This is a genomic window from Mycolicibacterium sp. SMGY-1XX (genome assembly GCF_059132455.1).
Genome location: NZ_CP101139.1, coordinates 4,034,614 through 4,057,116 on the forward strand (window position 1 = coordinate 4,034,614; position 22,503 = coordinate 4,057,116).

Genomic DNA, 22,503 nt, shown 5'->3' on the forward strand with positions numbered 1-22,503 from the left:
GCGCCTCGGGCAGTCGGCCGGTACTACCGTGTCGGTCGTGAAACCGCTGGCCTTCCTCACCGTGCTGCTGGTCGCCGGTTGCGGCGGGGCGTCTGCCACGACGATCACGCTTCCGCCGATGGGCGGGGCACCCGATTATCAGCTGGGGTCGGCGTACCCGCCGGCGGGCCAGGTCTCGATCGTCGCGCGCGACCGCACCGCGCCGCCGGCCGGTGACTATGCGATCTGCTACCTCAACGCCTTCCAGACCCAGCCCGGCGAGCTGTCCGCCTGGCCTGATGAGGTGTTGCTGCGCTGGCCGGACGGCGCGCCTGTCCGCGATCCCGACTGGCCCGACGAAGTGCTACTCGATACCAGGACACCCGAGCAACGTGCCCGTATCGTCGGCGTGGTCGGTGGATGGATCGACGACTGCGCCGAAAAGGGTTATCAGGCTGTCGAATTCGACAACCTGGACACCTACACCCGGTCCGGTGGTGTGCTGCGCCGAGACGACGCCGCGGCGTTGGCCCGCGAGCTGGCCGGCCGCGCGCACAGTGCGGGACTGGCCGCGGCGCAGAAGAACGCCGCCGAGGACGCGGGGACATTCCGGGCGGCGGGCTTCGATTTCGCCGTCGCCGAGGAGTGCGCCGCCTACCGCGAGTGCGCCAGCTATACCGGCGCATACGGCGCCCACGTCATTGACATCGAGTACGTCGACAATCTGCCCCGAACGTTCGCCGAGATGTGCGCCGACGCCGGCACTCCGCCATCGGTGGTGCTACGCGACCGCGACCTGGTGGGCCCCTCGACGCCGGGTCACCACTTCCAGTTGTGCCCCTGAGGCGGGGTCACGTCCAATACAGCAGCCGCGCCATCGGCAGGGTCTCTCCGACCGCGGCGGTGAACCACCCGCGCAGCTCGGCCATGGTGTCGTTCGGATAGACGTACTTGGCAGAACCGAACTTGCCGAATTTCCTTGTCCGAGTGGCCTCGTCCATCTCGAGCTTGGTCCGTGGATACCAGCCCGTCAACACGTCCTTGCTGCCGGCGGTGAAGCGGTGCGTGATGCATTCGACGGTCAGGTCCAGATCCGCGACGTCTGCCAGGGCGTCGGCCACGGCGTGCAGCAACGCGCCGTAACCGTCGCGCCACTCGGGAACGGGCATGATCGGCGCGATGGTCAACCCGACCCGGTATCCGGCCGCGGCCAATCGCCGCAACGCCGTGATGCGCTGCGGCAGCCGCGCCGTCCCGCCCTCGAACCGCCCGGCGATGTCCTCGGCGTTCACCGAAACACGAACCCGGGTCCGGCCGCCGTGCGGCAGCCCGACCAGCGGGTCCACATTGTCGTATTTCGTGGTGAAGCGCAGCCCCACCGGACCGTCCCAGTGGTGCTCACCGAAGTGCGCGATCGTGGCCGACAGCGATCCGGTCAGGTGTTCGAGGGCCAGCGGGTCGGTGTAACAGGACGCCTCGAACGTGGTGCCCTCACCGGCGCGATCCGTCGATGCCGACGTGATCGCGCCCCGGCCCACGTGCTCGTCCAGCCCCGCCAGGATCTCGTCGAGGTTGGCATACACCCGGGTGATCGGCGGCCCGGACAACGAGCCCGCCAGATAGCAGTACTGGCAGTGACCCGGACACCCCTCGGCAAGGTCGACCCGCCAGTCCGCGCTCGGCGGGATGGGCTGCAAGCGTCGTTTCGACGGCGGCGCCACCACCACCGCGAGTGTGCGTTTGGCCAGCGCATAGGTGGCTCGCTCGTCGCCGGCCCGCAGGGACGGCAACCGGTCACCGGACAACAGCTCGATGTCCTCGACTCCCGCGGCCTCGCAGCGGGAGATGATCTGCGCGCCGAACGGCAGTGCGGCGGCGGACCGGGTCACCAGGACCCGGGCCGGTCGCCACAGAGTCGGGGGACGAGCTGCCGCGGTGAGCGGTTCAGAGGTCAACTACCGGGCCACTCACCGGTCGCCCGCTCGAACAGCCGGGCGCCCTGGCGGTCGATGATGGTCTTGACCACCGAGAAGATCGCCCCCTGGATGGCGGCCGCCAGCAGGATCTCCTTGAGCGGGTATTCGGTCTCCAGCGGTTTCGGCGGATCGGGCTTGTCGCCCGGCGACAGCCGCTTCCAGATCTGCTTGAAGATGACACCGGCGAGCAGGCCGCCGGTCATCGAGCTCACCAGGCCCACCGGCCGGTACAGCAGTTTGGCCGACGTACTCGATGGCTTCTCGCGCATTGAACTTCCTCCAGAGGGTGTCGAGTGAGTGCCGCGATGGAGCGAGTACCCACTTCGCACGCGCCGACCCGTGCGCGCATCTTTGGCGAAGCTGAACGTTTCCTGGTAGTAAGTACGCAATGTCCGCACACCAGGGTCTGACCAGCCGTCGTGCTGTCGATCTGCTGCGTGTTGCCTCTTCTCTCTGTTGTCTCTGACATAGCGGCGCCCGCGCGCTCACACGCGCCGTCGGCTGCTGCCCGCATTCCTGTCACGTAGACCGACCCGGAGAAAATCAGTGAAGACCCTTGTTCTCATCGGCCTGGTGGGCCTGGCCGCACAGCTCGTCGACGGCAGTCTCGGCATGGCCTACGGCGTCACCACCACCACTTTGTTGCTCGCCATCGGCACCAATCCCGCCGCAGCCTCGGCCACTGTGCACCTTGCCGAAATCGGCACCACCCTGATTTCCGGTGTCTCGCACTGGAAATTCGGCAACGTCGACTGGCAGGTGGTCCGGCGCATCGCGATTCCCGGTGCCATCGGCGCGTTCCTCGGGGCCACAGTGCTCTCGAGCCTGTCCACCGAAGCAGCAGCGCCGCTCATGGCGATCATCTTGCTGGTGCTGGGCCTCTACGTCCTGGTCCGGTTCACCTTCCAGGGCATCCCTCGCCACAACCTCGGCAAGCCCCTGCGCAAACGGTTCCTGACGCCGCTGGGCTTCGTCGCAGGATTTGTCGACGCCACCGGTGGCGGCGGCTGGGGCCCGGTGGGCACGCCGGCCATCCTGGCGAGCGGCCGCATCGAGCCTCGCAAGGTGATCGGCTCCATCGACACCAGCGAGTTCGTCATCGCCCTCGCCGCCAGCCTCGGTTTCCTGGTCAGCCTCGGCTCGCAGGGCATCAATGTCGGTTGGGTGCTGGCCATCCTCGCCGGCGGCGTCATCGCCGCACCACTGGCCGCCTGGCTGGTCCGGCATATCCCGCCCCGGCTGCTGGGCGCCTCGGTGGGCGGCATCATCGTGCTGACCAACACCCGCAGCCTGCTGCGTAGCGACTTCATCGATGCCGGCGATGCGGTGCGGTGGGCGTTCTATGCCGTGATCATCGTGGCCTGGGTGGGCGCCTTCGTGTACTCGTTGCGCCAGTACCTGAAGGATCGCGAGCACGAATCCGCCGACTACGTGTCGTCGATCGCCGCGTCGAACTCCCCCGACCCCGACGACGACAAGGCGGCCGCCCCGGCGTAGTCGCCCAGCAGCGCCGCCAACCGCTGTTCCCGTCCTGTCAGGACGTTGGACGTGATGGCGCCGAACGCTGCGGCGTCGCCCGCGAATCTCGCGGATGCCTCCGGGAGTGCGTCCGGTCCGTCCAGCCGGAAGCAACTCGGCGCCAGCGGTCCGAACAGCAGGGCGCGCTGCAGTTCGGGCCACCGGTGCAGTCTCGGCTCCACACCGGCCGCGCGCGCAAAGGTCAGGGCCGCCAGGTTCATTCGACTCTTCTGCGGCAGCCCTCGGCGCGCGCGGTAATCGGCAACAGCGCGGCGCTGCTCGGCATCGGCCGGCGCGGGCACCGTGCCACCCCAGGTGTAGGCGATCCATCTGGCCTGCAGTTCCAAGGGAACGAAGTAGCCGCCGGACTGGTCCCACATGCCGCAGAAGGCAAGGCCCGGTAGGTCGGGGTGGAAGGTGTAGCGGTCGGCATCCAGGTGCACGTCGTCGAGATCGAGGATGTGCCGGATCTCATCGCTCAGAAAGGGCAGGTGCAACCGGAAACCGGTGCCGAACACCACGCCGTCGAACTGTTCGGTATGTCCATCGGCAAATGCCACCGTCGTGCCCGCCACATGGTCGAGCCACGGCCGCACCGTGATTCGTCCCTCGGCGACCAGCGGCAGGAAGTGCTGGCTCAGCGTCACCCCGGCGGCGAACAAGGACGGATCCGGGGCCGGGGCGCCGTACTGTTCCGGACTCCCGCCGGCCTCGAGGACGATCTGCCTGAGCTGCCGGTCGACTTCGGGTGCCGGCAGCGCCTCGTTGGCCAGCGTCCCGTACCGGGTGAAGATCCGGTGATCCGACGGAACACCCGCCGCGAATTTCGGCAGCACATAACGTTGGCGCCGCTGGGTGACCACCACCCGAGCGGCGCCGTGCTGCGCCAACTCTGCGGCGATTTCGAGCGCGCTGACCGCGCACCCGGCCACCAGTACCCGCTTGTCGGTGTAGCGGGCGGGGTCGCGGAAATCAAACGTCGGGATCGTGGATTCCGAACCGGTGAAACTATCCAGGCCATCGATGGCGGGAATGACCGGTGCGTGAAATCGGCCGGTGGCCACCACAACTCGGTCGAACGCTTCCTCGCCGTCCGTCGTGCCGACCACCCATCGTTCCCCCGCTCTGCGCAGGCTCTGCACAGCGGTGTCGAAGCGGATGCGTGCGGTGATGGCGAACGCGTCGGCGTAGCGGTTCAGATAGTCGAGCACGTCCTGGTTCGCCGGAAACACGGCGTCCGCCGTGGGCTCGAGATCGCTGAAGGCCGTCAGCACGCGACTGGTGTTGGTGTGCATACCCGGCCATACGCCGCTGCGGCCCCGGTGACCGGTCCACTGGCCGCCCAGCGTGGGCGCCTGTTCGAAGAGGGTCGGCTCGAAGCCTTGGGCCAGCAGCCAGCGCGCCGTGACCACACCGCCCGGCCCGGCGCCGATCACCGCAACTCTTCCCGTCACCGGCGTATTGTCACCGCGCCGGCCGGTCGGCGTGGGCTATTCAGCGGCAGACGCCGTGTGCCTGGGTGACCTGTCGGAATCGCGTTTGGCGGTTTCGCCGCGGTTCTTGTCGCTGGATTCAGCGTGGGAGGTGGAAGCCTGGCCTGCCTTCTTCTCCGATCGAGACGATTCCGAGGATGACGCCTGTGCCCCCGGCTTCTTGCGCAACGACGTCCTCGAGGCTGGTTGCTCCCGCTCCTTGGGCGTTGCGGGCTCGCTGTCTTCGGATGCAGGCTCGTCGGCGTCGGAGGCGGGCTCTTCCCCTTCCTGAGCGTCGGGGTCTTCACGAGAAGCGAGGTTCCCGCGGTCATCCTTGCGGACCGGACGGCCGACGTCGTCGCGTCGCGGATGCGGACGACTGGTCGACGCGGCCTGATCAACAGCAGGCGTGCTGGTTTCGGCGGGTTCGGAGTTCGTCTGCGCAGCCGCGAATGGCAGCGGGGGCAACGGCCAGAGCCAGAAGTTCCACTGGTCGATGCCCAACTGCACCAGAGCATCCCAGCTGTCTTGCGCGACATTCCCCAGGCCTTCGCCGAACGGCAGCGGGCCCCAGAGCCAGTTGGCCGAGTTGACGACGAGGCTTTCGACGATGTGCTCCCCGAAGTCGTAGAAGATCATGATCTGCGGCGCCAGCCATCCCACCCACGGCACCCAGCCAACACCCCAGGTGACGAGTTCGAATCCGTACCGCACCCACGGCTCGATGGCGTGGTAGGTGTCGATGATGGCGTCTTCGAACTCATAGGCGCCCGGCGTCGGCGACGGTCCAGGGATCTGCGGCGCCACGGGAGCCGGCTGACTCACGCTCGGCGGGATCACGAACCTGTTCAGGTCCAACTCCACCAACGACTGGAAAACACCGGATCGCGGTTCCGGCGGCGGTTGCGCCACGGCCGGTGAAGCCGCCGCCAGTTGAACGACCGGAACCGGTGCAGGTTGCGGTGGGGGTTGCACGGCGGTAGCGCCTGCGATCGCCGCGACGCTCACGAGTGCGATACCTGCTGTCGCGAAGTTCTGTCCCACGATTTTCATCGGAGTCCCCTGCCCACTCGCGATTCCGTGATACCTGCAAGGGACCGCGGACCTGATCGGAGTCTAATCCCGAACGCCGGCCCTGAACTCAGATCCGGCAACTCACTGAATCGGTGAGCGCCCCTTGGCGGCGCGTTCTGCCGCTTCGAACAGTTCGTCGCGAAACGCGGGGTGCGCGATCGCCGCGAGTGCTTCACCGCGTTGTTGCACCGTCAGACCTTCCAACTCGGCGGCGCCGTACTCGGTGATGATGACGTCGACGTGATGGCGCGGCGTCGTGATCACCGCTCCCGGACCGAACCAGGGCACGATCCGCGACTGCAGTTCGCCGTCCTTGTCGTATGTCGAGGGCAGGCAGATCAGGGAGCGATCGGACAGTTCGAGCCCGGTTCCGGCGACGAAGTCCTCGGCTCCGCCGATTCCGCTGAACTGGTCACCGTTGATGGTGTCGGCGACGACCTGGCCGTGGATGTCGACGGCCAGCCCGCCGTTGATCGAGACCATATTGTGGTTGGCGGCAATCACTTCCGGCGAATTGACGATCTCGACCGGCAGGAACGCCACGTCGGTGTTGCCGTCCAGCCACGAGTAGAGCTCCGGCGAGCCGAACGCGAAGGTCGTCACGCTCACCCCGCAGTGGAGGCCTTTGTTGGCGTTGGTGACCTTGCCTGCGCGGTGAAGCTGCATGCAGCCGTCGGTGAACATCTCGCTGTGCAGCCCGAACTCACCGCCATCGCCCTCGGCCAGCAACATGGCGATCTGGCTGGGAATCGAGCCGATGCCGGTCTGCAGCGTCGAGCCGGGGCGGATGAATTCGACGGCGTGCCGCGCGATTGCCGTGTCCGCCTCGGTGGGCGGTGCACTGGGCAGCGACAGCGGTTCGTCCGTCGAGTGCACCAGGATGTCGATCTCATCGATGTGCACCGCGTGCCGGTGCTCGCCGCCCACTCCGAAGGTCCGTGGATAGGAATCGGACACCTCGACAACGAGCACCCGGTCGGGATCGGCTGCCGCACGGTGGATTTCGTCGATGGTGCCACCCGCGTGCAGCGACAGTGAGCACCACCCGTCGGCGTCGGGCGGCGCCGCCACCGTTGTCATGACGCGCGGGGCCTGCCGTTCGAGCAGAGGGCCGAACCGCCGGAAATCGGCAGGTGTGAAACCGATGTTGGAGCCGCTGTCGCGCAGCCCGCGTTCGAGCGGGCCGAAAAATCCTGACAGATAGTGCACCCCGGGCCGGGAGAACAGCTCCGTGACGACCGCCAGCAGCGCGCCGTACACCCGCAACTCGGTCCAATCGTCGCGTTGTCCGAGCGCACGCAGAAACGCCGGAGGCTGTCCAGGACCCAACGGCATGCCCAGTGTGTCGGCGGTGCTGAGCCGGGCGGCGGCCTCGTCGGCGGTCAATTCCTGTGGCATGCGGTTACCTTGCCATGCACGCCGCGGACCGCAGTCACTTTGAGTGGGTTGTGGTCAGCACCGTGTCGACAGGCGAACCATCTCCGTGATCTGATGCCGCGCGGCGTCCTCGAGCGTGATGTTCTCGGTATGGCTGAGGTGCTGAAGCCGCGCCGCTGCGTCCTGCGCACTCAGTCCCCGTCGGGCGATCATCATCCCGATCGCACGGTGAACGATGGCTTGCCGTTCCACCAGGTGCTTCAGGCCGGCCGCCGCGCCTCCGGGAGGCGTGGTGCGCTCGGCCAGGAAATCGCTGATGATGCCGGCGACCTCGGCGGGTGCCTCGATCTGCGGGAAGTGCCCGACCCCCGGAAGCACCTCGAGACGACTTCCCGCGCGCGCCGCCGCAGCTTCGTAGCCGTGCTCCACCGGAATGATCCGATCCTCCTCGCCCCAGATCAGCAGTGTCGGCACCTCAACTCGCACGTGCAACCGGCTGATCGCGCTCACGGCCTGCCCGCGGTAGTCGACGACGGAACGCAACGTCCGCATGAACGCCTGGCGGGTGGGTCGGTCGGTGAACGACGAGTAGGTTTTCCACATCTCGGCGGCGCGCGGCGACGTGAACCCCAGCGCGGCCAGCCCGGAGCGCACCGCGTTGCCGAGGCCGACGACCGGCGGCGGCGCGACGAAGGGGAACACCAACTCGAGCCCGGGCGCCGACAGTAGCCGCAGTATCCACCCCACATCGGGGCCCAATCCGCCGCTGCTGAGCAGAATCAGGCGACGGCAGTATTCGGGATGCTGGTAGATGAACTGCATGGCCACTCCCCCGCCGAGAGAGTGCCCCACCACGGTGGCCTCTTTGATGTTCAGCTCGTCGAGCAGGTCACGCAGCCCGGCGGCGAAGGCCCCCAGTGAATAGTCGGCCCGCGGCTTGTCGGACTCGCCGTGGCCCAGCAGGTCGGGCGCCACCACGCGGTGGCTGCGGGCCAGTGCGGAGAACACCGGTCCCCACGACTCCGAGCTGCCTGCCATCCCGTGGATCAGCAGCACCACTTCGCCGCTGCCGGCCTCCCGGTAGGCCAATCGATCGCCGTGCAGGTTCAGGTAGCGGACGTCGCCATCGATGGTGTCGTTCGTCATAAGAGCTCCTCATGCCGAGGCGCCGCTGAGTTCAACGTCAGGGCCTGGTCAGCAGTTTGGTGTCAGTGCGCTGAGTCGATGGCGACTCGGGCGGCTGACCACACGTATCCGGCTGTTGTGCCGGCGTGCGACGCGGGTGGTAGGAGCATGTCGTTGATCCTCAGCCTGGGGTAAGTCGAATAGACACTGCCCAAGTCTTGAAGGAGGCCCGACGACCCGGTCCGCATACCCGACTGCGGGCCCGTCAAACGGCGACGACCGGTGTTGGTGATCCGGCCCCTGGCAGCCGCACGAATCTCGTTTGTCGACAGGACTTTTCTCGGTGACCTCGGCGATTTTCGACGAAGTCGGGAGCGTCTTCCGTCAGAGGCCAATCCAGGCCTGCGCAAATGCTCACTGTGGTCCGCGCCACCGTTTTCGGGCGCGTTGCGCGGGTATTCTTGAACCAGTCCTAAGGCAGACCGCCGCGGTGTCCTCAGATACCTCGTCTGGTTCCGGATTGGGTCAGGTTCCCGGACAACGTGGAGCCGAAGCTACCTGAAAGGCCGCGATTCGCGTGGCTTCTCCGACCCTAGGGCAGATATGGCCATAACCGACGTCGCGCAGTATGCACACCTCAGCAACACCGATCTGGAGGCGCTGGGCGCTGAGCTCGACACCATCCGCCGGGATGTCGAGGCCTCCCTCGGCACCAGCGACGCGGCCTACATCCGTCGTACCATCGCGTTTCAGCGCTCGCTCGAAGTAGGCGCGCGGCTACTGCTCGCCGCAGGCAGGTCCCGCGCCGGATGGCTGGCCGGAACAGCTGCCCTGGCCTTCGCCAAGAGCGTCGAGAACATGGAGATCAGCCACAATGTCGGCCACGGCCAGTGGGATTGGATGAATGACCCCGAAATCCATTCCACCACTTGGGAATGGGACATGGCGGGGCTGTCCTCCCAGTGGCGTTACTCGCACAACTTCCGGCACCATGTGTTCACCAACGTCATCGACATGGACGACGACCTCGGCTTCGGTGTGATGCGGATGACCCGGGACCAGCCGTGGGAGCCCCGTTTCCTGCTTCAACCCCTGCGAAACATCTTGCTGGCCATCGGATTCGAATGGGGTATCGCGCTGCACGGAGTTCACGCCGCGCACACCCGAGTGGACACGGCACCGGCGAAGAAGGCTCAGACCCGCGCTGTCGTGAAGAAGATCGGCCGGCAGATGGTCAAGGATTATCTGCTTTTCCCGGCGCTGAGCGGGCCGAGGTGGCGCCGCACGCTCGGGGCGAACGTCGCTGCCAATGTGCTGCGCAACCTGTGGGCGTACGTCGTCATCTTCTGCGGGCATTTCCCGGACGGGGCACAGAAATTCAGCGCGGCAGTGGTGGACAACGAAAGCAAGCCAGAGTGGTACCTGCGTCAGATGTTGGGCACCGCGAACTTCAGCGCCGGCCCGTTGATGGCGTTCGCCAGCGGCAATCTGTGCTACCAGATCGAGCATCACCTCTTCCCGGATCTGCCCAGCAACCACTACGCCGAGATCGCCGTCCGGGTTCGGGCGCTGTGCGAGAAGTACGGCTTGCCCTACACCAGCGGATCGCTGCTGGGCCAGTATCTCCAGACCATCCGCACCATTCACCGACTCGCCCTTCCGGACCGATTCACCACCGACAGGGCGACCCCCGGCAGCGGCATCTCCCGGCCGGCGCCGCTGAAGGTGAGCCGCAGTCCCCTCGACCCCGGCCCTGCGAGTACGGTTGAACCATGTCCTGGTGTCCGGCCGGTCACCGGACGCAAGCATCGGGTAGTCACCCCGCAGCCGGGTGTTCTCGCGCGACGCGAGGTGAGGACATCATGAAAGCTGAAATACAAACGCCCGAGCCGCTGTTCACCGCCGCGGGACCATAACGGTGTCCACCATCGATGACCGGTTGCTCTCAGCCATGGGCGAGCGGCGCGGGCCCGGCGCCGCCGACCGGCTGTGCGAAGCCTGTGTGAGTCTGCTGGGTATCGACGCGGCCGCGATATCCCTGGTGTTCGACGGCGCCAACGTGGGCACGTTGGGCGCCAGCGCGCCGCACGCACGCAGATACGACGAGGAACAGTTCACCTACGGCGAGGGACCCTGCTTGGACGCCGTGGCCCGCCGCGGCCCCGTGATCGTCGCCGACCTCGCCGACCCTGCCGAAAACCGCTGGCCGGCGTACGGCCCGGCCATGCTGGCCCACCAGATCCGCGGTATCTACGCCATGCCCATCGTGCTGGCCGGCGAATACGTCGGCGCTCTCGACCTGTTCCAGGCCCAACCTGCTGTGTTCAGCGGCGACCAGGTCATGGGGGTGGTGAGCGCTGCCGCGCTGGCGCAGCTCCCCCTTCTGGACGTCCTCGACACCAGCCTGGACCAGGGCGTCGTCCCCGGCAGTGACGCGTGGGCCGAGCTGAACATCCTGACCCGCGCCGAGGTCAGCCAGGCCACCGGCATGTTGATGGCTCAGCTGAACATCGATGCCCCGGCTGCACTGGTGCGGTTGCGTGCCCACGCTTACGCCACCGGCCGCAGCGCCACCGATGTCGCCCGCGACATCCTCGAACGCCGCCTGCGACTGGACCCCCACTGATGCCGGCCCAGCACTTACTGTCAGATGACGCGGCCACGGTCGCAGAACGGATTCATCATGACTGACACCCCCCGGGAAACCCGAGTTCTGGCTGCGGTCGTATCACTGGTGGACAGCCTGTTCGACGGTTTCGACGTCGTTGACATCCTCACCGACCTCACGTCGCGGTGCGCCGAACTCCTCGACGTCGAGGCGGCCGGGCTGCTGTTGGCCGATCCACGGCGGCATCTGCACCTGATCGCGGCGACCTCCGAGCAGTCCCGCGAACTCGAACTGTTCCAGCTGCAGTCTGACGAAGGACCGTGCCTGGACTGCTACAACACCGGTGAGGCGATCACGGTGGCCGACTTGTCCGCCGAACGGCAGCGCTGGCCGCAGTTCGTCGCAGCCGCCGCCGACGCGGGATTTGCCTCGGTGCACGCCGTTCCGATGCGGGCCGCCGGCACGGTGCTGGGCGCGCTCGGGCTGTTCGGCAGCATGACCGGTGCGCTCAACGATGCCGACCGGTTGGTTGCCCAGACCCTGGCGCATGTCGCGTGCGTGGCGATCCTGCAGGACCACACGCCCACTCCGGTGTCGGTTCTTCCCCAGCTCCAGTCCGCGGTGACCAGCCGGATCGTGATCGAGCAGGCCAAAGGATTTCTGCGAGAACATTTCGACGTGTCCGTGGAGGATGCCTTCAAAATGTTGCGTCGCTACGCGCGCGACCACGACAACCACCTCACCGAGGTCTCGCGCAGCCTCATCAGCGATCGGGAAGCGCGCCAGAGCATCCTCGCCGATATGCAGGGGGAGAACAGCCGCCCCCCGGCCTCTGGCGCTTGACCCGCTCAGCACCCAAGTGTCTGCGTAATGCACTGCAGTTGAAGATTTTTGAGTTCAAACAATCGAACACTCCGAGTCCTGCGAACCGGGTCGGAGGACCGTTCTCGCGGTGTCACGCCGCGTCCGCGGAGACGACTTGTCGATGCGGAACCCGAACCGGTTCCCCGCCTCGGGGAATAGACTTCTCTCGAATCCGCCCGTGTGTTCACTGGCGGCGGAAAGGCGCCATGACCCACCCATCCGATCCGACGCTGGAGACCTCCGACGGCACCATCTCGGATCCCACCACCCAACTGCAAGCGGCAGAGGACGACGCCGACCTGCGGGAGAGCCTCGCCGGGCTGTCGCGGGTGACGTTGGACGCGGCCGGGCTGACCGAAATGTTGACCCATGTCGCTGAGTTCGCGGCCAAGGCGATTCCGGGCGCGGAAGGCGCCGGACTGACCCTGGTACGTGACGGCAAGGCCCACACCGTGGTGGCCAGCTCCGAGTTCGTACGGCAGGTCGACGAGATCCAGTACCGGCTCGGGCAGGGTCCGTGCATCACCGCGGCCGCCGAAGGCCGCACAGTCCGCTCAGGATCGTTGAGCGGCGACAGCGAGTGGCCCCGCTTCGGGCCTCGCGTGGGCCGACTCCGGGTCCACAGCGTGCTGTCGCTGCCGCTGCGGGGCGCGGGGGCTGTCATCGGTGTCCTGAATGTGTACGCCCACCCCACGGACGCTTTTGACGACCGCGCCGGCGAACTGGGTGAGCTGTTTGCGATCCCGGCCGGAATATCCGTCCACAATGCCTATCAGCTGGATGAAACGCGCCGTCTGTCAGCCAATCTGAGCACAGCGCTGACCAGTCGCGCGGTGATCGATCAGGCCATCGGCATCGTGATGAGCCGCAGCGGCTGTACCGCATCCGAGGCATTCGACAAGCTGCGGACCGCCAGCCAGAACGAGCACCGCAAACTCGCCCAGGTCGCCCAACAAGTCGTCGAGGAAGCGGTACGACGGGCCCGGAGCCGCCGCGCCGAGCATTGACCACGCCGTCCAGCTCCGAAGCGCAGCCGCAGCAGAATCCGCGTAGCGGATCACTCAGCTGGCGTGCGCTCTTCGAGGCGTTGATGCACCCGAGCCAGCGCCTCGTCGAAGACCTCGACCTTTTCGCGGCGCTTCTCGTTGGCCGGCTGGGCGGCGCCCCGGGCTCCCTCGGCCTCCACCCGGGCTGCGCCTTGGCGCCGCAGCAGGCTGAAGTTCTTTTCGCGCGCGGTCCGCAGCCGGATCTGCAATTCCTTGAGCTGTTTATCGTCAATGCGCGCAAGGGCTTCCGGATGACTCTCGGCGATCAACGAGGTTTCCTGGGGAGTCAGATTCACGTGGTGGTTGCTCACCGCTGATTCATACCGTCCGCCGGGCACACGGCGATAGCGAATCGCCGGGCAGATTGTTCAATCGACATGCGGCGGCCATTGCGCGTTCACCGGCGGCCCCGTGGCGCGTCGGCGGCTGACGGTCCCCGCTTCATCGGACGGTACGCACCGGAGTCGGAGCCCTTCGACGCGACTCCGGTGCGTCGGGTTTCCGGCGACGCTAGAAGATGAGTCCTTGAGCTTTGGTGGTGGCCGCGGCGTAGCGGTTCTGGACGTCCTCCCAATTCACGACGTTCCAGAACGCTTTGACGTAATCGGCTTTGACGTTCTTGTACTGCAAGTAGAACGCGTGCTCCCACATGTCGACCTGCAGCAACGGGATGATCCCCAGGGGAACATTGGCCTGCTGGTCGTACAGCTGAAAGGTCAGCAGCCGCTGCCCGAGGGTGTCGTAGCCCAGGACCGCCCAACCCGAACCCTGCAGACCATTGGCGGCGGCGGTGAACTGGGCTTGGTATTTGTCGAACGAGCCGAACTGGTCATCGATGGCCGCGCCCAGGTCACCAGTGGGCTTGTCCCCGCCGTTGGGTGAGAGGTTCTTCCACCAGATCGAGTGGTTGACGTGACCGCCGAGATGGAAGGCAAGGTTCTTCTCGTTGAGGAAGATCGCCCCGTGGTCACCCTTCGCGCGCGCTTCCTCGAGTTTGGCGACCGCGTCGTTGAGCCCTTTGACATAGGTGGCGTGATGCTTGCTGTGATGGAGTTCGTTGATCTGCCCGGAGATGTGCGGCTCGAGGGCGCCGTAGTCGTAATCCAGGTCCGGCAGCGTGTATTCAGCCATGGCGGCTTCCTTTCTGGTGTTCAGTTATCGCGCGGCCCAGGTGCGGGCTGCGGCCGCTGCGCACGCGATGCTGTGCGACGTCAGCGACCTGATGGCCACCTTATGCGATCTGTCTGACGGTTCATGTGAACAGGTGATACCTTGAATGAGGGCCGGCCCTCGGTCTAGGTCGATGCAGCACATCGCTGGCTTCCTCAATCCCGAGGTGGCGTGGCTGAGGGGCCGGCCCGCACCCTGATCCTCGCTGCATCAACCGATACGACCACCGGTTCGATTCAGGCCGATTCGAAAGCCGCGAGTCGCACCTGTCTCCCCGCTGAATGCGCCGACGGGAACCTCAGAGAAACGGCCGCAGCAGCCTCGACCCTCGGCGAGCATGGGAGGCGGCAACCCCGTTGTGCCCTAGTTTGCTGAGCGCGCCTTCATGCTCAGTTCCCAGCCCCACTCTTTGTCAAGCAGTAGATCCGGTAAGAGAGCTCGCCACGCTCGAGGTCCTTATAGAACATCGAGCCGTCCACCACCGCGAATTCACGGCCGAAGCGGCGCAACAACGGCGGCGAATAGCGATCGATCAGTTCACTCGATCGGGGTGAATTCAAACGCAAGCCACGCAGCACCTCGTCGCTGATGATCTTTTTAGAAACAAGACGCAGCGGAGGCCGATTCAACCCCGATTCCCAGCTGTCGAAATTGTCACGGTTACGGAAATCGGCATGCAGAAAGTGCCCACCGGGGCGCAGGACGCGCGCCACCTCGGCCACGAAAGCGTCGAAGTCCGGGTAGATATGGGAAGCCTCGACGTTGATCACCGCGTCGAACGATTCGTCCGGAAACGGCAAGTTCTGGGCGTCGCCCTGAACGAACGTCAGGCCGGGTAGTCGGTGTCGCTTGCGGCAATATTCTATGGCCGAAGCGTTGAAGTCCAGCCCCACGTAGGCAACGGGTTTCAGTGTCCGCACCACGAAGGACGCTCCGCCGCCATGTCCGCAGCTGACCTCCAGCACCTCCTTGCCGCTCAGATCGACCTGGTTGGCAGTCTGATGGTAGAGCTGGATGTGGTACCGGTCGGTCTCATCGGAATCCTCGAGCGGTAGACCCAAAGGCGGGTCCTCTTCGTAGCCCCAGTTCAGGAAAAAAACGTCCTCGTTGTCCACGAGCCTACGGGTCATGAACGGATACCAATACCGGAAAATCTTCTTATAGGTCGCGGTAGACCCAATCCGGTACACCGCAGCCGCGCCGAATCGGTCCATGTTCCGCAAAGGGCTGCCTCTCATATGGGGCAGTGTTTCACGCATCTGGAGGACGGCTGCGAACTTTCTCAAACCTTTCGGCCCACAATTTCGCCGTGTCCCCATATCTGTGAAACGAAGACTTTGCCCGCTTACGATCTTGAAGTTTTCTCTATCTCGCCGGCACGCCGACTGGCACAAACGATGCACCTGGGCGGCATAGCCGGCCACCCCTGCCTACGCATCACAGTGTTTGCGAAGCACGCGTTTACGCTGCGGTTCGACACGATCAGCCGAACCGGAAGCGTCGAACGTAACCCGATCATCCCGGCGGCGTTTCATGACTAGGCCGGAGTGGGCGCCGCCTGCCGATGGAACCAGCCCGCCCCCAGCAATGACCACGGGCGCGCTTACATCGGCGAATAAGACTGCGGCACTGCATATTCGAGGCGAACCGTCGCCTCTGTTGGCCAGCTCGGGAGCGCGATGTCCTGGGCCTCACCGCAGCTGCCTTCAGAGCACCGAGCACGTACCTGATTCAGCCGTCCAGCGAGTGACAAGTCTCTCGACCCGCGCGCTCGAGCCCCGCAGGGGTGTAGTGTCGAGGGTGCTGGCACTGCCAGTCCATCCGGAAAATGGTTCAGTTTTCTGACACTGGTCTGTCGAGCATCCGCTCACGCCGGATTCATCGCTTGACCGCTCAGTCGGGATTATCTTGAATGCTCCATCATTGATTCAGCCGCTGTTCGCTCCTTTTGGGGTGCAACATTTTCCATATATGCCGAGCTTTGGCATCCTCAGCACGCATCCGCCGACTCCGTGCGGTATCGCGACCTTCAGCGCGGCCCTGTCCGACGGATTGGCAGCGAAGGGCGCCGCGGTCAGCGTGGTGCGCATCGCCGACGACGAGGTCTCCACGCGCAACAACGTCGTCGGGGAGCTCGTCAACGGTTCACCGTCGTCGATAGCACAAACAGCCGAGCTGCTTAACCGAAGTGACATCGCCATCATCCAGCACGAGTACGGCATCTACGGCGGTCCCGACGGCGACGAAGTCATCGAGATCATGGAGCGCCTGCGGGTCCCGTCGGTCGTGGTTGCCCACACCGTGCTCAAAGCTCCTACACCTGAACAACTTCGGGTGCTCGGACGGGTCGTTGCACTGGCCGACCAGATCGTCGTCATGTCGGATACGGCCCGGCGCCGGCTGCGCGAGGCCTACCCTGCCCAGCGTCACAAGGTCACCACGATTCCCCACGGCGCCGCGCTTCCGGCGACCGCCGCACTGAAACGCTGCGCCCGCCCGATCATCTTGACGTGGGGCCTCATCGGCCCGGGCAAGGGCCTCGAGCGCGTCATCGACGCCATGCCCATGCTCAAGTCGCTTCCGGGCAATCCGCGTTATGTCATCGCCGGTCGGACCCATCCCAAGGTGCTGGCCGCCGAAGGCGAGGCCTACCGTGACGCGTGCCTTGCCAGGGCGCAGCGCCTCGGCGTCGCCGATGCAGTGTCCTTCGACCCCCGGTACCGCAGTCCCGCTGAGCTGTCCATGCTCATTCTGCAGGCCAGCGTCGTGGTGCTGCCTTATGACTCAACAGAGCAGGTCACGTCCGGCGTGCTGGTCGATTCCGTCGCAACCGGTCGGCCCATCGTCGCTACGGCCTTCCCCCACGCCGTCGAGTTGCTCGGTACCGGTGCGGGGCTCGTCGTCCCGCACGACGACCCCGGTGCACTGGCAGGCGCACTCCGCCGGGTCTTGATGGACCCGCGCGCGGCAGGTTCCATGGCATCGGAGGCCCGCGGGTTGGCACCGACCATGGCGTGGCCGGTCGTGGCCGACGCGTACCTCACCGTGGCCAAACGGCTCGTCGCTGCACGCTCGGCCGGAGTGTGAGCGCCGCGACGGGCATCGCACCCCACCCGGTCTTCGGGCATCTCCTCGCGATGACGGACCACCGCGGCACGTTCGAGCATGCGGTGTTCGGCGAACGCCGCCGTGAGCACGGATACTGCACCGACGACATGGCCAGGGTTCTCATTGTCACCACCCGGGAGCCCGAAACGCCGGGTGTGTTGAACGGTCTGGCCGGTAAGGCACTGACCTTCTTGAACGAGGCGCAGTCCTACAGCGGGGGCTGCCGCAACCGGATGGACGCGGCCGGAAACTGGACCGATCAGCCCAATACCGACGACCCGTGGGGCCGCTGCCTCTGGGCTCTCGGGACGGCCGCCGCGTACAGCGACGTCAACATGGTTCGCCGGCTGGCAGCAACTCAGTTCGACCGGGCCGCCGCGGTCAGATCCCCGCACCCGCGGGCGATGGCCTTCGCCGCGATCGGGGCGGCCGAACTCGTCAGTGTCGAGCCCGGCCGGCCGTCGGCGCTGGCACTGCTGACCGACTACGCCGCCTCCGTCGCCGGACCCACCGGCGACCGTGACTGGCCCTGGCCCGAGACCCGCCTGGCCTACGCCAACGCCGTGCTGCCCGAGGCGATGATCGCCACGGGCGTCGCGCTGGACAATTCCGCGCTGACTCAACATGGCCTGGAACTGCTCGAGTGGTTGCTCGACGCTGAGACCGCGGGCGGTCACTTCTCGCCCACCCCAGCCGGGGGACGCGGACCCCGTGACACCAGGCCCGCGTTCGACCAGCAGCCGATCGAGATCGCCTCACTTGCCGACGCATGCGCGCGGGCGGCCGCCGTGGACCCCAGGCCGCTCTGGCCCAAAGCCATTCACTCCTGTGCTGCCTGGTTCCTGGGCGACAACGACGCCGGCCAGGTCATGTGGGACCCGCAGACCGGCGGCGGCTTCGACGGTCTGCGTGCTGACGGGGTAAATCTCAACCAGGGCGCGGAGTCGACGCTCGCCGTGATATCCACCTTTCAGCAGGCGCGTCGATTCTCCGCTGTGTCACAGTGACTTGCGTACAAGAGGGCTTGATCACGCGCAGCCCGCAGAAGCTCGTCGCTGATCCCGCGCGTGTCATCACCCGACTTTTTGTGCCGGGCCAGGAAGGCTTCGAGGACCAGGAGTCCCGGGCGGGAATCGTGCTCAAGCGTGTCCTGGCCCTGTCCGACGACGACGTTCAGTCCTCCCTCGACGACGTGATCGTCCGCTTCGACGGCCGGCACCGTGATCTGGCCGGGACGTTCCGGCGGCACGCCCGTGAGCTCGCCGACCGGCTGAGCCCCGACCAGCACCTGTCTGACGCGCGAATGTTGTTGATAGGAGCGACTTTCACGAGCGAGTACGCCATCGAGGGAGCCGCCCTGTGCAACCCGAGCATTGTCGCTCACCCCGATCAGGCCGATACGGCGCCGGGAAGCCTGCGCATCGTGATGAGCGTGCGGGGAATCGGCGAGGGCCACCGGTCGTCGATCGGATTCCGCACCGGTGTCATCGACGCTGCGGGCCGACCCACGATCGACGAATCACCGCCCTTGGCCGCGACGGGACGTGTCCATGACGCGCTGCTCGACGCGGCGGTGTTCCGCGGCGAACTCAGCGGAATCTCCAATATCGGCGAGTCCGCGGAATACGTGTTCGACTCACTCGGCGACCGCTTCACGCGAGCCGACCTCGAGGAGCGGCTCGACAACCTGCGTGCGCACCTGAGCACCCGCGGGCATGGTGAACGCGCGGCCGGGCTGTTTCGCACGATTGCCGACCGCTTCTATGCTGTCGAATTCGCCAGCGAGACAAACTTGTCCGAGCGCGTGCTGTTTCCGGCCATGGCAGCTGAGCACGCCGGCATGGAGGACGCGCGGTTCGTGCGCTTCGTCGACGACGACGGCGCAGTCACTTACTACGCCACCTACACCGCCTACAGCGGATCCGTCATCAGCCAACAGTTGCTCGAGACCACGGACTTCCGGTCCTTCACCTCCAGGCCGCTCGTCGGCAAAGCCGCGGCCAACAAGGGCCTGGCGCTTTTTCCCCGGCGCGTCGGCGGCCGGTACGCCGCCATGTCGCGATCGGACCGCGAAACCAACACCTTCGCCTCGAGTCACCATCTGGCCGTCTGGACCAGTGCGTCACCCTGCCAGCAACCGACTGAGCCGTGGGAGGCACTTCAGCTCGGAAACTGCGGCCCGCCAATCGAAACCGAGGCCGGCTGGCTGGTGCTCACCCACGGGGTGGGGCCGATGCGCACCTACAGCATTGGGGCTATTCTGCTCGACCTCGACGATCCGGCCCGGATGCTGGGCCGGCTCCGACGGCCCCTGCTGCGGCCCAGCCCCGACGAACAGAACGGTTATGTGCCCAACGTCGTGTACTCATGCGGCGCGCTGGTGCACGCCGATACGCTGGTGATCCCCTACGGGATCTCCGACGGCGCGGTCGGCCTGGCCACCGCGCCACTGACGGAGTTGCTCACCGAGATGACGTCGTGATGACGCAGTCTGCATAGGCTCCCCCGCTGCTCTGCCACCGTCACCCGTCCGAATGACCTCGTACCCGGAAAACACCGCTGATTGATCAGGCGAGACCACGACGCACCCCCGCGAGAACCAGAAAACCCGCTCTGACACTGGTCAGAGCGGGTTTTCTCCTGTCGGGCTGACAGGATTTGAACCTGCGACCACTTGACCCCCAGGCATCGCACGTATGTTCGCCGAAGCCCGTTGGAGCCTGTATTGCTCAAGTCTCGCAATGGATTACGCCGTCAGCGAGCACACACGGTCGCCACCGGATGAAGGCGGATTTCTGGCCTGGTTTGGGTACCCGTTTGGGTACGGGGTCGGCAACGCGCGCTCGGCGGCGAAGCGTCAGTCAACATGTTGAAGTCAGAGTCGCCCTGCGAAAATGGTCAGCTACTGAGTGTCACCGCGTCGCAGGGCGCTAGACTTTCGACCCCGCCCCTCCCCCTGCGGCAGGCTACGTGATCAAGTCACGGCCGCACCATTGTGATCACCTCGCGCAGCATCCGGTGATACAGAACCACGTCAAATCGCGCCAGCGACAGCTCTTGGAGAGCGGTAGTGAGAGTGGACTGGTTGCTCGCGGCGTAGAACCCGGAAGCAAGGAGGTCGACTCCTAGCGGTTGGCCTGGGTGGTCGCGCGCCTCCTGCAGGTCGTTGCGCACCGCCTCGACCTCGATGCCCACTCGATCAATCATTTGCAGTGCGCGGAGGACGGAGCGATCCCTTTGCGCTGCAACAAGATCGCGGCATTGCTCCCAAGTGGGCAGCGATTCGCGGCTAAGCATTGGATGGCCGTTCGCACTGCGTGCTGCCTCTCGCAGAAGGCCATCGTCGATCAGTTGGCGAAGAATCGCGACACTGATCCCGCATAGTTTCGACGCCTCCGACAGCTTGAGGTGCGCGCTCACGTCTCACAGCGTAGCGAGGGATTCCATCCGAGTGGCAATGGTCTTTTACATCCGACTATCGCCGAGGTTCAAGGAAGTGCCGACCGCGCCCTCCGGGAGATGGCCAACAGGAATTCGTAAGACAAGTGTGTAATAGTTCGGTAAACTGAGTCTAGCTAAAGAGGGGGAAGGGTTAGAAATGTCACAGCCTGCCGATGTCACAAAACCTAACTTTCTCTACATAAACCCTGGCGATGCTCATCCGGAAGGATACGGCGACAACGCAGAAGAGACAGTATTGCTTGCACAAGGAACTTATCGCGATCTCTTCGTTCGAATTGGAGACACGGACTGGCCCCTGAATCCGGTTGGGCCGCTCGCATTACCTTGGAGAACAGCTACCGGACAATCAGCAACATTTCTTATCAATATTGCATTTGCAATGAATCGTTTTTCGCGCAATATAACCGCTAAGTCCGGTGAACTCTTCGACACAAAACTTGCATCTCTACTCCGGCCAACGAATGATCGAGAGTTCGAGGAGTCTCTCACCGAGTTCCAAGTTGGAGCAACTTTAACCGAACATTTTAGCCCCATTTCTTTGGAACCCTTGGTACCTAAAGAGCTACATTTTGCACCCGATAAGCCATCCAGCCCTGACTATGGCGTAAAACTGCCCGAAACCGTGGTGGGAATCGAAGTGACCGTCTGGCACTGGGAACGACTCGTGCGCTGGGAGCGGATGGTGGCTGAAATATCGAAGGTGATCGAAAATCGCGTCAAGAAGGCTGGAGCTCTACGCGACATCCGGGCGGCAATACCGCTCACCGCCAATGATGCGACCAGAAAACTCGTGGCCAGTCCGGCAGTGTGCCAGATGATCATCGATGTTCCCAGCGCAACTTTGACGTTCGACGTGGGAGCTGACCGTCTCGCGTCGCTGTCATGGCAACCTTTCTTGCACTTTGAAAGCGAGTCCACCATTGACTGGGATCTCGTGAGGTCCACCGGTGCTAGGGGGTTTTCTGTGGGTTCAGGCTTAGTTCAACAGTTTGCATTTGCATGGAACCCAGAACTAACCGACGAAGACATCAATAATGCCGTTGATTCTTTGAGAAGATCGATTGATAACAAGCGGCGACAAAGTGCGCCTGGCATGCCCTTTCTAGTTGCGATTGGCCTGCATACCGGTCGGGCGGATTGGACCATTATGTCGCCGCTCGTGACCGAGAGACTCTGGAAAAATCCTACCTATCATTGGCTATCAGGGCTGATCGAATACACCCCGGCGCGACATTCCCCTTTACCTTATGGGCAAGGTGCATTGAACCTGAATTTCAACCCTCACGCAGACGTACTGGTACCGGAATCCATGATTCGAGCAGCTGTCGACGGCCAACGATTTCATTGGTAGCAGCGGCGACTGCTGGACCTGACCTGTTGAGATAGGCGCTAGGTCGTCACCGCACTCCCGTAGCGATTGCCGGCCGTGGGTGCTTCAGCAGCTGCGGGACTCCGCACGGATGGTACGAAGTTCGAGGCCAGTCAAGCACAGAGGACGTAGATTGCCGGCGTCAGTTGGTCCCGGTGCGTTCGGGTCAGACGTATCGAAACGGCGGTATCGGCGTACGATTCTGAGGCTCTTATCTAGTCTCATAACTAACGTTCTCAGCTTCTCAATTGTCGGTTCAATCGCGCGGTTCAGCCTGGTCGAGCCGACCGCTAGCCCTGGTTCCGATGCGCGATTATCGAACTCGCGGACGCCTGTCCATGCAGCTCTTGCTGTT

General features: G+C 65.0%; 21 protein-coding genes and 1 pseudogene. 11 read left to right on the forward strand and 11 right to left on the reverse strand.

Features of this window, described 5'->3' with window-relative positions:
• Positions 1-37 precede the first annotated feature (37 nt).
• On the forward strand, positions 38-823 hold the full coding sequence (locus NL241_RS19520; protein WP_487695050.1) for an endo alpha-1,4 polygalactosaminidase: 786 nt from the start codon (positions 38-40) through the stop codon (positions 821-823).
• 7 nt (positions 824-830) lie between these two features.
• Here the strand turns inward: NL241_RS19520 and NL241_RS19525 are convergent, their stop codons facing one another.
• Together NL241_RS19525 and NL241_RS19530 are read right to left on the reverse strand one after the other, a co-directional pair.
• Positions 831-1,934 carry a spore photoproduct lyase family protein gene (locus NL241_RS19525; protein ID WP_487695048.1) on the reverse strand — a complete coding sequence of 368 codons (1,104 nt, stop codon included), beginning with the start codon at positions 1,932-1,934 and terminating at the stop codon, positions 831-833.
• A complete protein-coding gene (locus NL241_RS19530; protein ID WP_487695047.1) occupies positions 1,931-2,224 on the reverse strand; it encodes a DUF4235 domain-containing protein in 294 nt (97 codons plus the stop codon). Before NL241_RS19530 ends, NL241_RS19525 begins: the two co-directional genes overlap by 4 nt.
• A gap of 119 nt (positions 2,225-2,343) precedes the next feature.
• Between NL241_RS19530 and NL241_RS19535 the strand changes: the two genes are divergently transcribed.
• Positions 2,344-2,421, forward strand: coding sequence for a putative leader peptide (locus NL241_RS19535; protein WP_487695181.1), 78 nt, complete (start codon positions 2,344-2,346; stop codon positions 2,419-2,421).
• Positions 2,422-2,501: 80 nt separating this feature from the next.
• Positions 2,502-3,452: a sulfite exporter TauE/SafE family protein gene (locus tag NL241_RS19540; RefSeq protein ID WP_494394772.1), complete on the forward strand. Its 951-nt coding sequence runs from the start codon at positions 2,502-2,504 to the stop codon at positions 3,450-3,452.
• On the opposite strand, the gene NL241_RS19545 is transcribed toward NL241_RS19540, so the two are convergent.
• The 5 genes and pseudogenes from NL241_RS19545 to NL241_RS19565 all read right to left on the reverse strand — a co-directional run.
• Entirely contained in the window at positions 3,383-4,927 is a 1,545-nt protein-coding gene (locus NL241_RS19545) for a flavin-containing monooxygenase (protein ID WP_494394773.1), read from the reverse strand. The genes NL241_RS19540 and NL241_RS19545 overlap by 70 nt on opposite strands.
• 36 nt (positions 4,928-4,963) lie before the next feature.
• Positions 4,964-5,998 (reverse strand): hypothetical protein, encoded by a 1,035-nt coding sequence (locus NL241_RS19550; protein ID WP_494394774.1) that lies wholly within the window; start codon positions 5,996-5,998, stop codon positions 4,964-4,966.
• A 102-nt stretch (positions 5,999-6,100) separates the two neighbouring features.
• Positions 6,101-7,417, reverse strand: a complete 1,317-nt coding sequence (locus tag NL241_RS19555; RefSeq protein ID WP_494394775.1) for an acetyl-CoA hydrolase/transferase family protein — start codon at positions 7,415-7,417, stop codon at positions 6,101-6,103.
• 54 nt (positions 7,418-7,471) lie between these two features.
• Positions 7,472-7,648 carry an ANTAR domain-containing protein gene (locus NL241_RS19560; RefSeq protein WP_487695179.1) on the reverse strand — a complete coding sequence of 59 codons (177 nt, stop codon included), beginning with the start codon at positions 7,646-7,648 and terminating at the stop codon, positions 7,472-7,474.
• Between the two features lie 45 nt (positions 7,649-7,693).
• Positions 7,694-8,542: pseudogene (locus NL241_RS19565) on the reverse strand (alpha/beta fold hydrolase); the annotation flags it as partial.
• A gap of 582 nt (positions 8,543-9,124) precedes the next feature.
• On the opposite strand from NL241_RS19565, the gene NL241_RS19570 reads away from it, so the two are divergent.
• From NL241_RS19570 to NL241_RS19585, 4 genes are all read left to right on the forward strand, one after another.
• Positions 9,125-10,387, forward strand: a complete 1,263-nt coding sequence (locus NL241_RS19570) for a fatty acid desaturase family protein (RefSeq protein WP_494394776.1) — start codon at positions 9,125-9,127, stop codon at positions 10,385-10,387.
• Positions 10,388-10,472: 85 nt separating this feature from the next.
• Entirely contained in the window at positions 10,473-11,147 is a 675-nt protein-coding gene (locus NL241_RS19575) for a GAF and ANTAR domain-containing protein (RefSeq protein ID WP_494398341.1), read from the forward strand.
• Between the two features lie 57 nt (positions 11,148-11,204).
• Entirely contained in the window at positions 11,205-11,972 is a 768-nt protein-coding gene (locus NL241_RS19580) for a GAF and ANTAR domain-containing protein (protein WP_494394777.1), read from the forward strand.
• Positions 11,973-12,199: 227 nt separating this feature from the next.
• Positions 12,200-13,000 carry a GAF and ANTAR domain-containing protein gene (locus tag NL241_RS19585; RefSeq protein ID WP_494394778.1) on the forward strand — a complete coding sequence of 267 codons (801 nt, stop codon included), beginning with the start codon at positions 12,200-12,202 and terminating at the stop codon, positions 12,998-13,000.
• 50 nt (positions 13,001-13,050) lie between these two features.
• Here the strand turns inward: NL241_RS19585 and NL241_RS19590 are convergent, their stop codons facing one another.
• From NL241_RS19590 to NL241_RS19600, 3 genes are all read right to left on the reverse strand, one after another.
• The gene (locus NL241_RS19590) at positions 13,051-13,350 is read right to left on the reverse strand and encodes a hypothetical protein (RefSeq protein WP_494394779.1); all 300 of its coding nucleotides are present in this window, start codon (positions 13,348-13,350) and stop codon (positions 13,051-13,053) included.
• Positions 13,351-13,549: 199 nt separating this feature from the next.
• The gene (locus NL241_RS19595; protein WP_494394780.1) at positions 13,550-14,170 is read right to left on the reverse strand and encodes a superoxide dismutase; all 621 of its coding nucleotides are present in this window, start codon (positions 14,168-14,170) and stop codon (positions 13,550-13,552) included.
• Positions 14,171-14,598: 428 nt separating this feature from the next.
• Positions 14,599-15,423 (reverse strand): phthiotriol/phenolphthiotriol dimycocerosates methyltransferase, encoded by an 825-nt coding sequence (locus NL241_RS19600; protein WP_494394781.1) that lies wholly within the window; start codon positions 15,421-15,423, stop codon positions 14,599-14,601.
• Positions 15,424-16,180: 757 nt separating this feature from the next.
• On the opposite strand from NL241_RS19600, the gene NL241_RS19605 reads away from it, so the two are divergent.
• From NL241_RS19605 to NL241_RS19615, 3 genes are read left to right on the forward strand one after another with little or no spacing between them, the layout of a single operon-like run.
• Positions 16,181-17,296 carry a glycosyltransferase gene (locus NL241_RS19605; protein WP_487695028.1) on the forward strand — a complete coding sequence of 372 codons (1,116 nt, stop codon included), beginning with the start codon at positions 16,181-16,183 and terminating at the stop codon, positions 17,294-17,296.
• A 50-nt stretch (positions 17,297-17,346) separates the two neighbouring features.
• Positions 17,347-18,324 carry a glycosyltransferase gene (locus NL241_RS19610; RefSeq protein WP_494398342.1) on the forward strand — a complete coding sequence of 326 codons (978 nt, stop codon included), beginning with the start codon at positions 17,347-17,349 and terminating at the stop codon, positions 18,322-18,324.
• A 20-nt stretch (positions 18,325-18,344) separates the two neighbouring features.
• Complete coding sequence (locus tag NL241_RS19615; protein WP_494398343.1) at positions 18,345-19,799, forward strand: glycoside hydrolase family 130 protein; 1,455 nt, start codon at positions 18,345-18,347, stop codon at positions 19,797-19,799.
• A 497-nt stretch (positions 19,800-20,296) separates the two neighbouring features.
• Here NL241_RS19615 and NL241_RS19620 read toward each other — a convergent pair whose 3' ends face one another.
• Positions 20,297-20,737, reverse strand: a complete 441-nt coding sequence (locus tag NL241_RS19620; protein ID WP_494394782.1) for a DNA-binding protein — start codon at positions 20,735-20,737, stop codon at positions 20,297-20,299.
• 178 nt (positions 20,738-20,915) lie between these two features.
• On the opposite strand from NL241_RS19620, the gene NL241_RS19625 reads away from it, so the two are divergent.
• Positions 20,916-22,130 carry a hypothetical protein gene (locus tag NL241_RS19625; protein ID WP_494394783.1) on the forward strand — a complete coding sequence of 405 codons (1,215 nt, stop codon included), beginning with the start codon at positions 20,916-20,918 and terminating at the stop codon, positions 22,128-22,130.
• Positions 22,131-22,503: the final 373 nt, after the last annotated feature.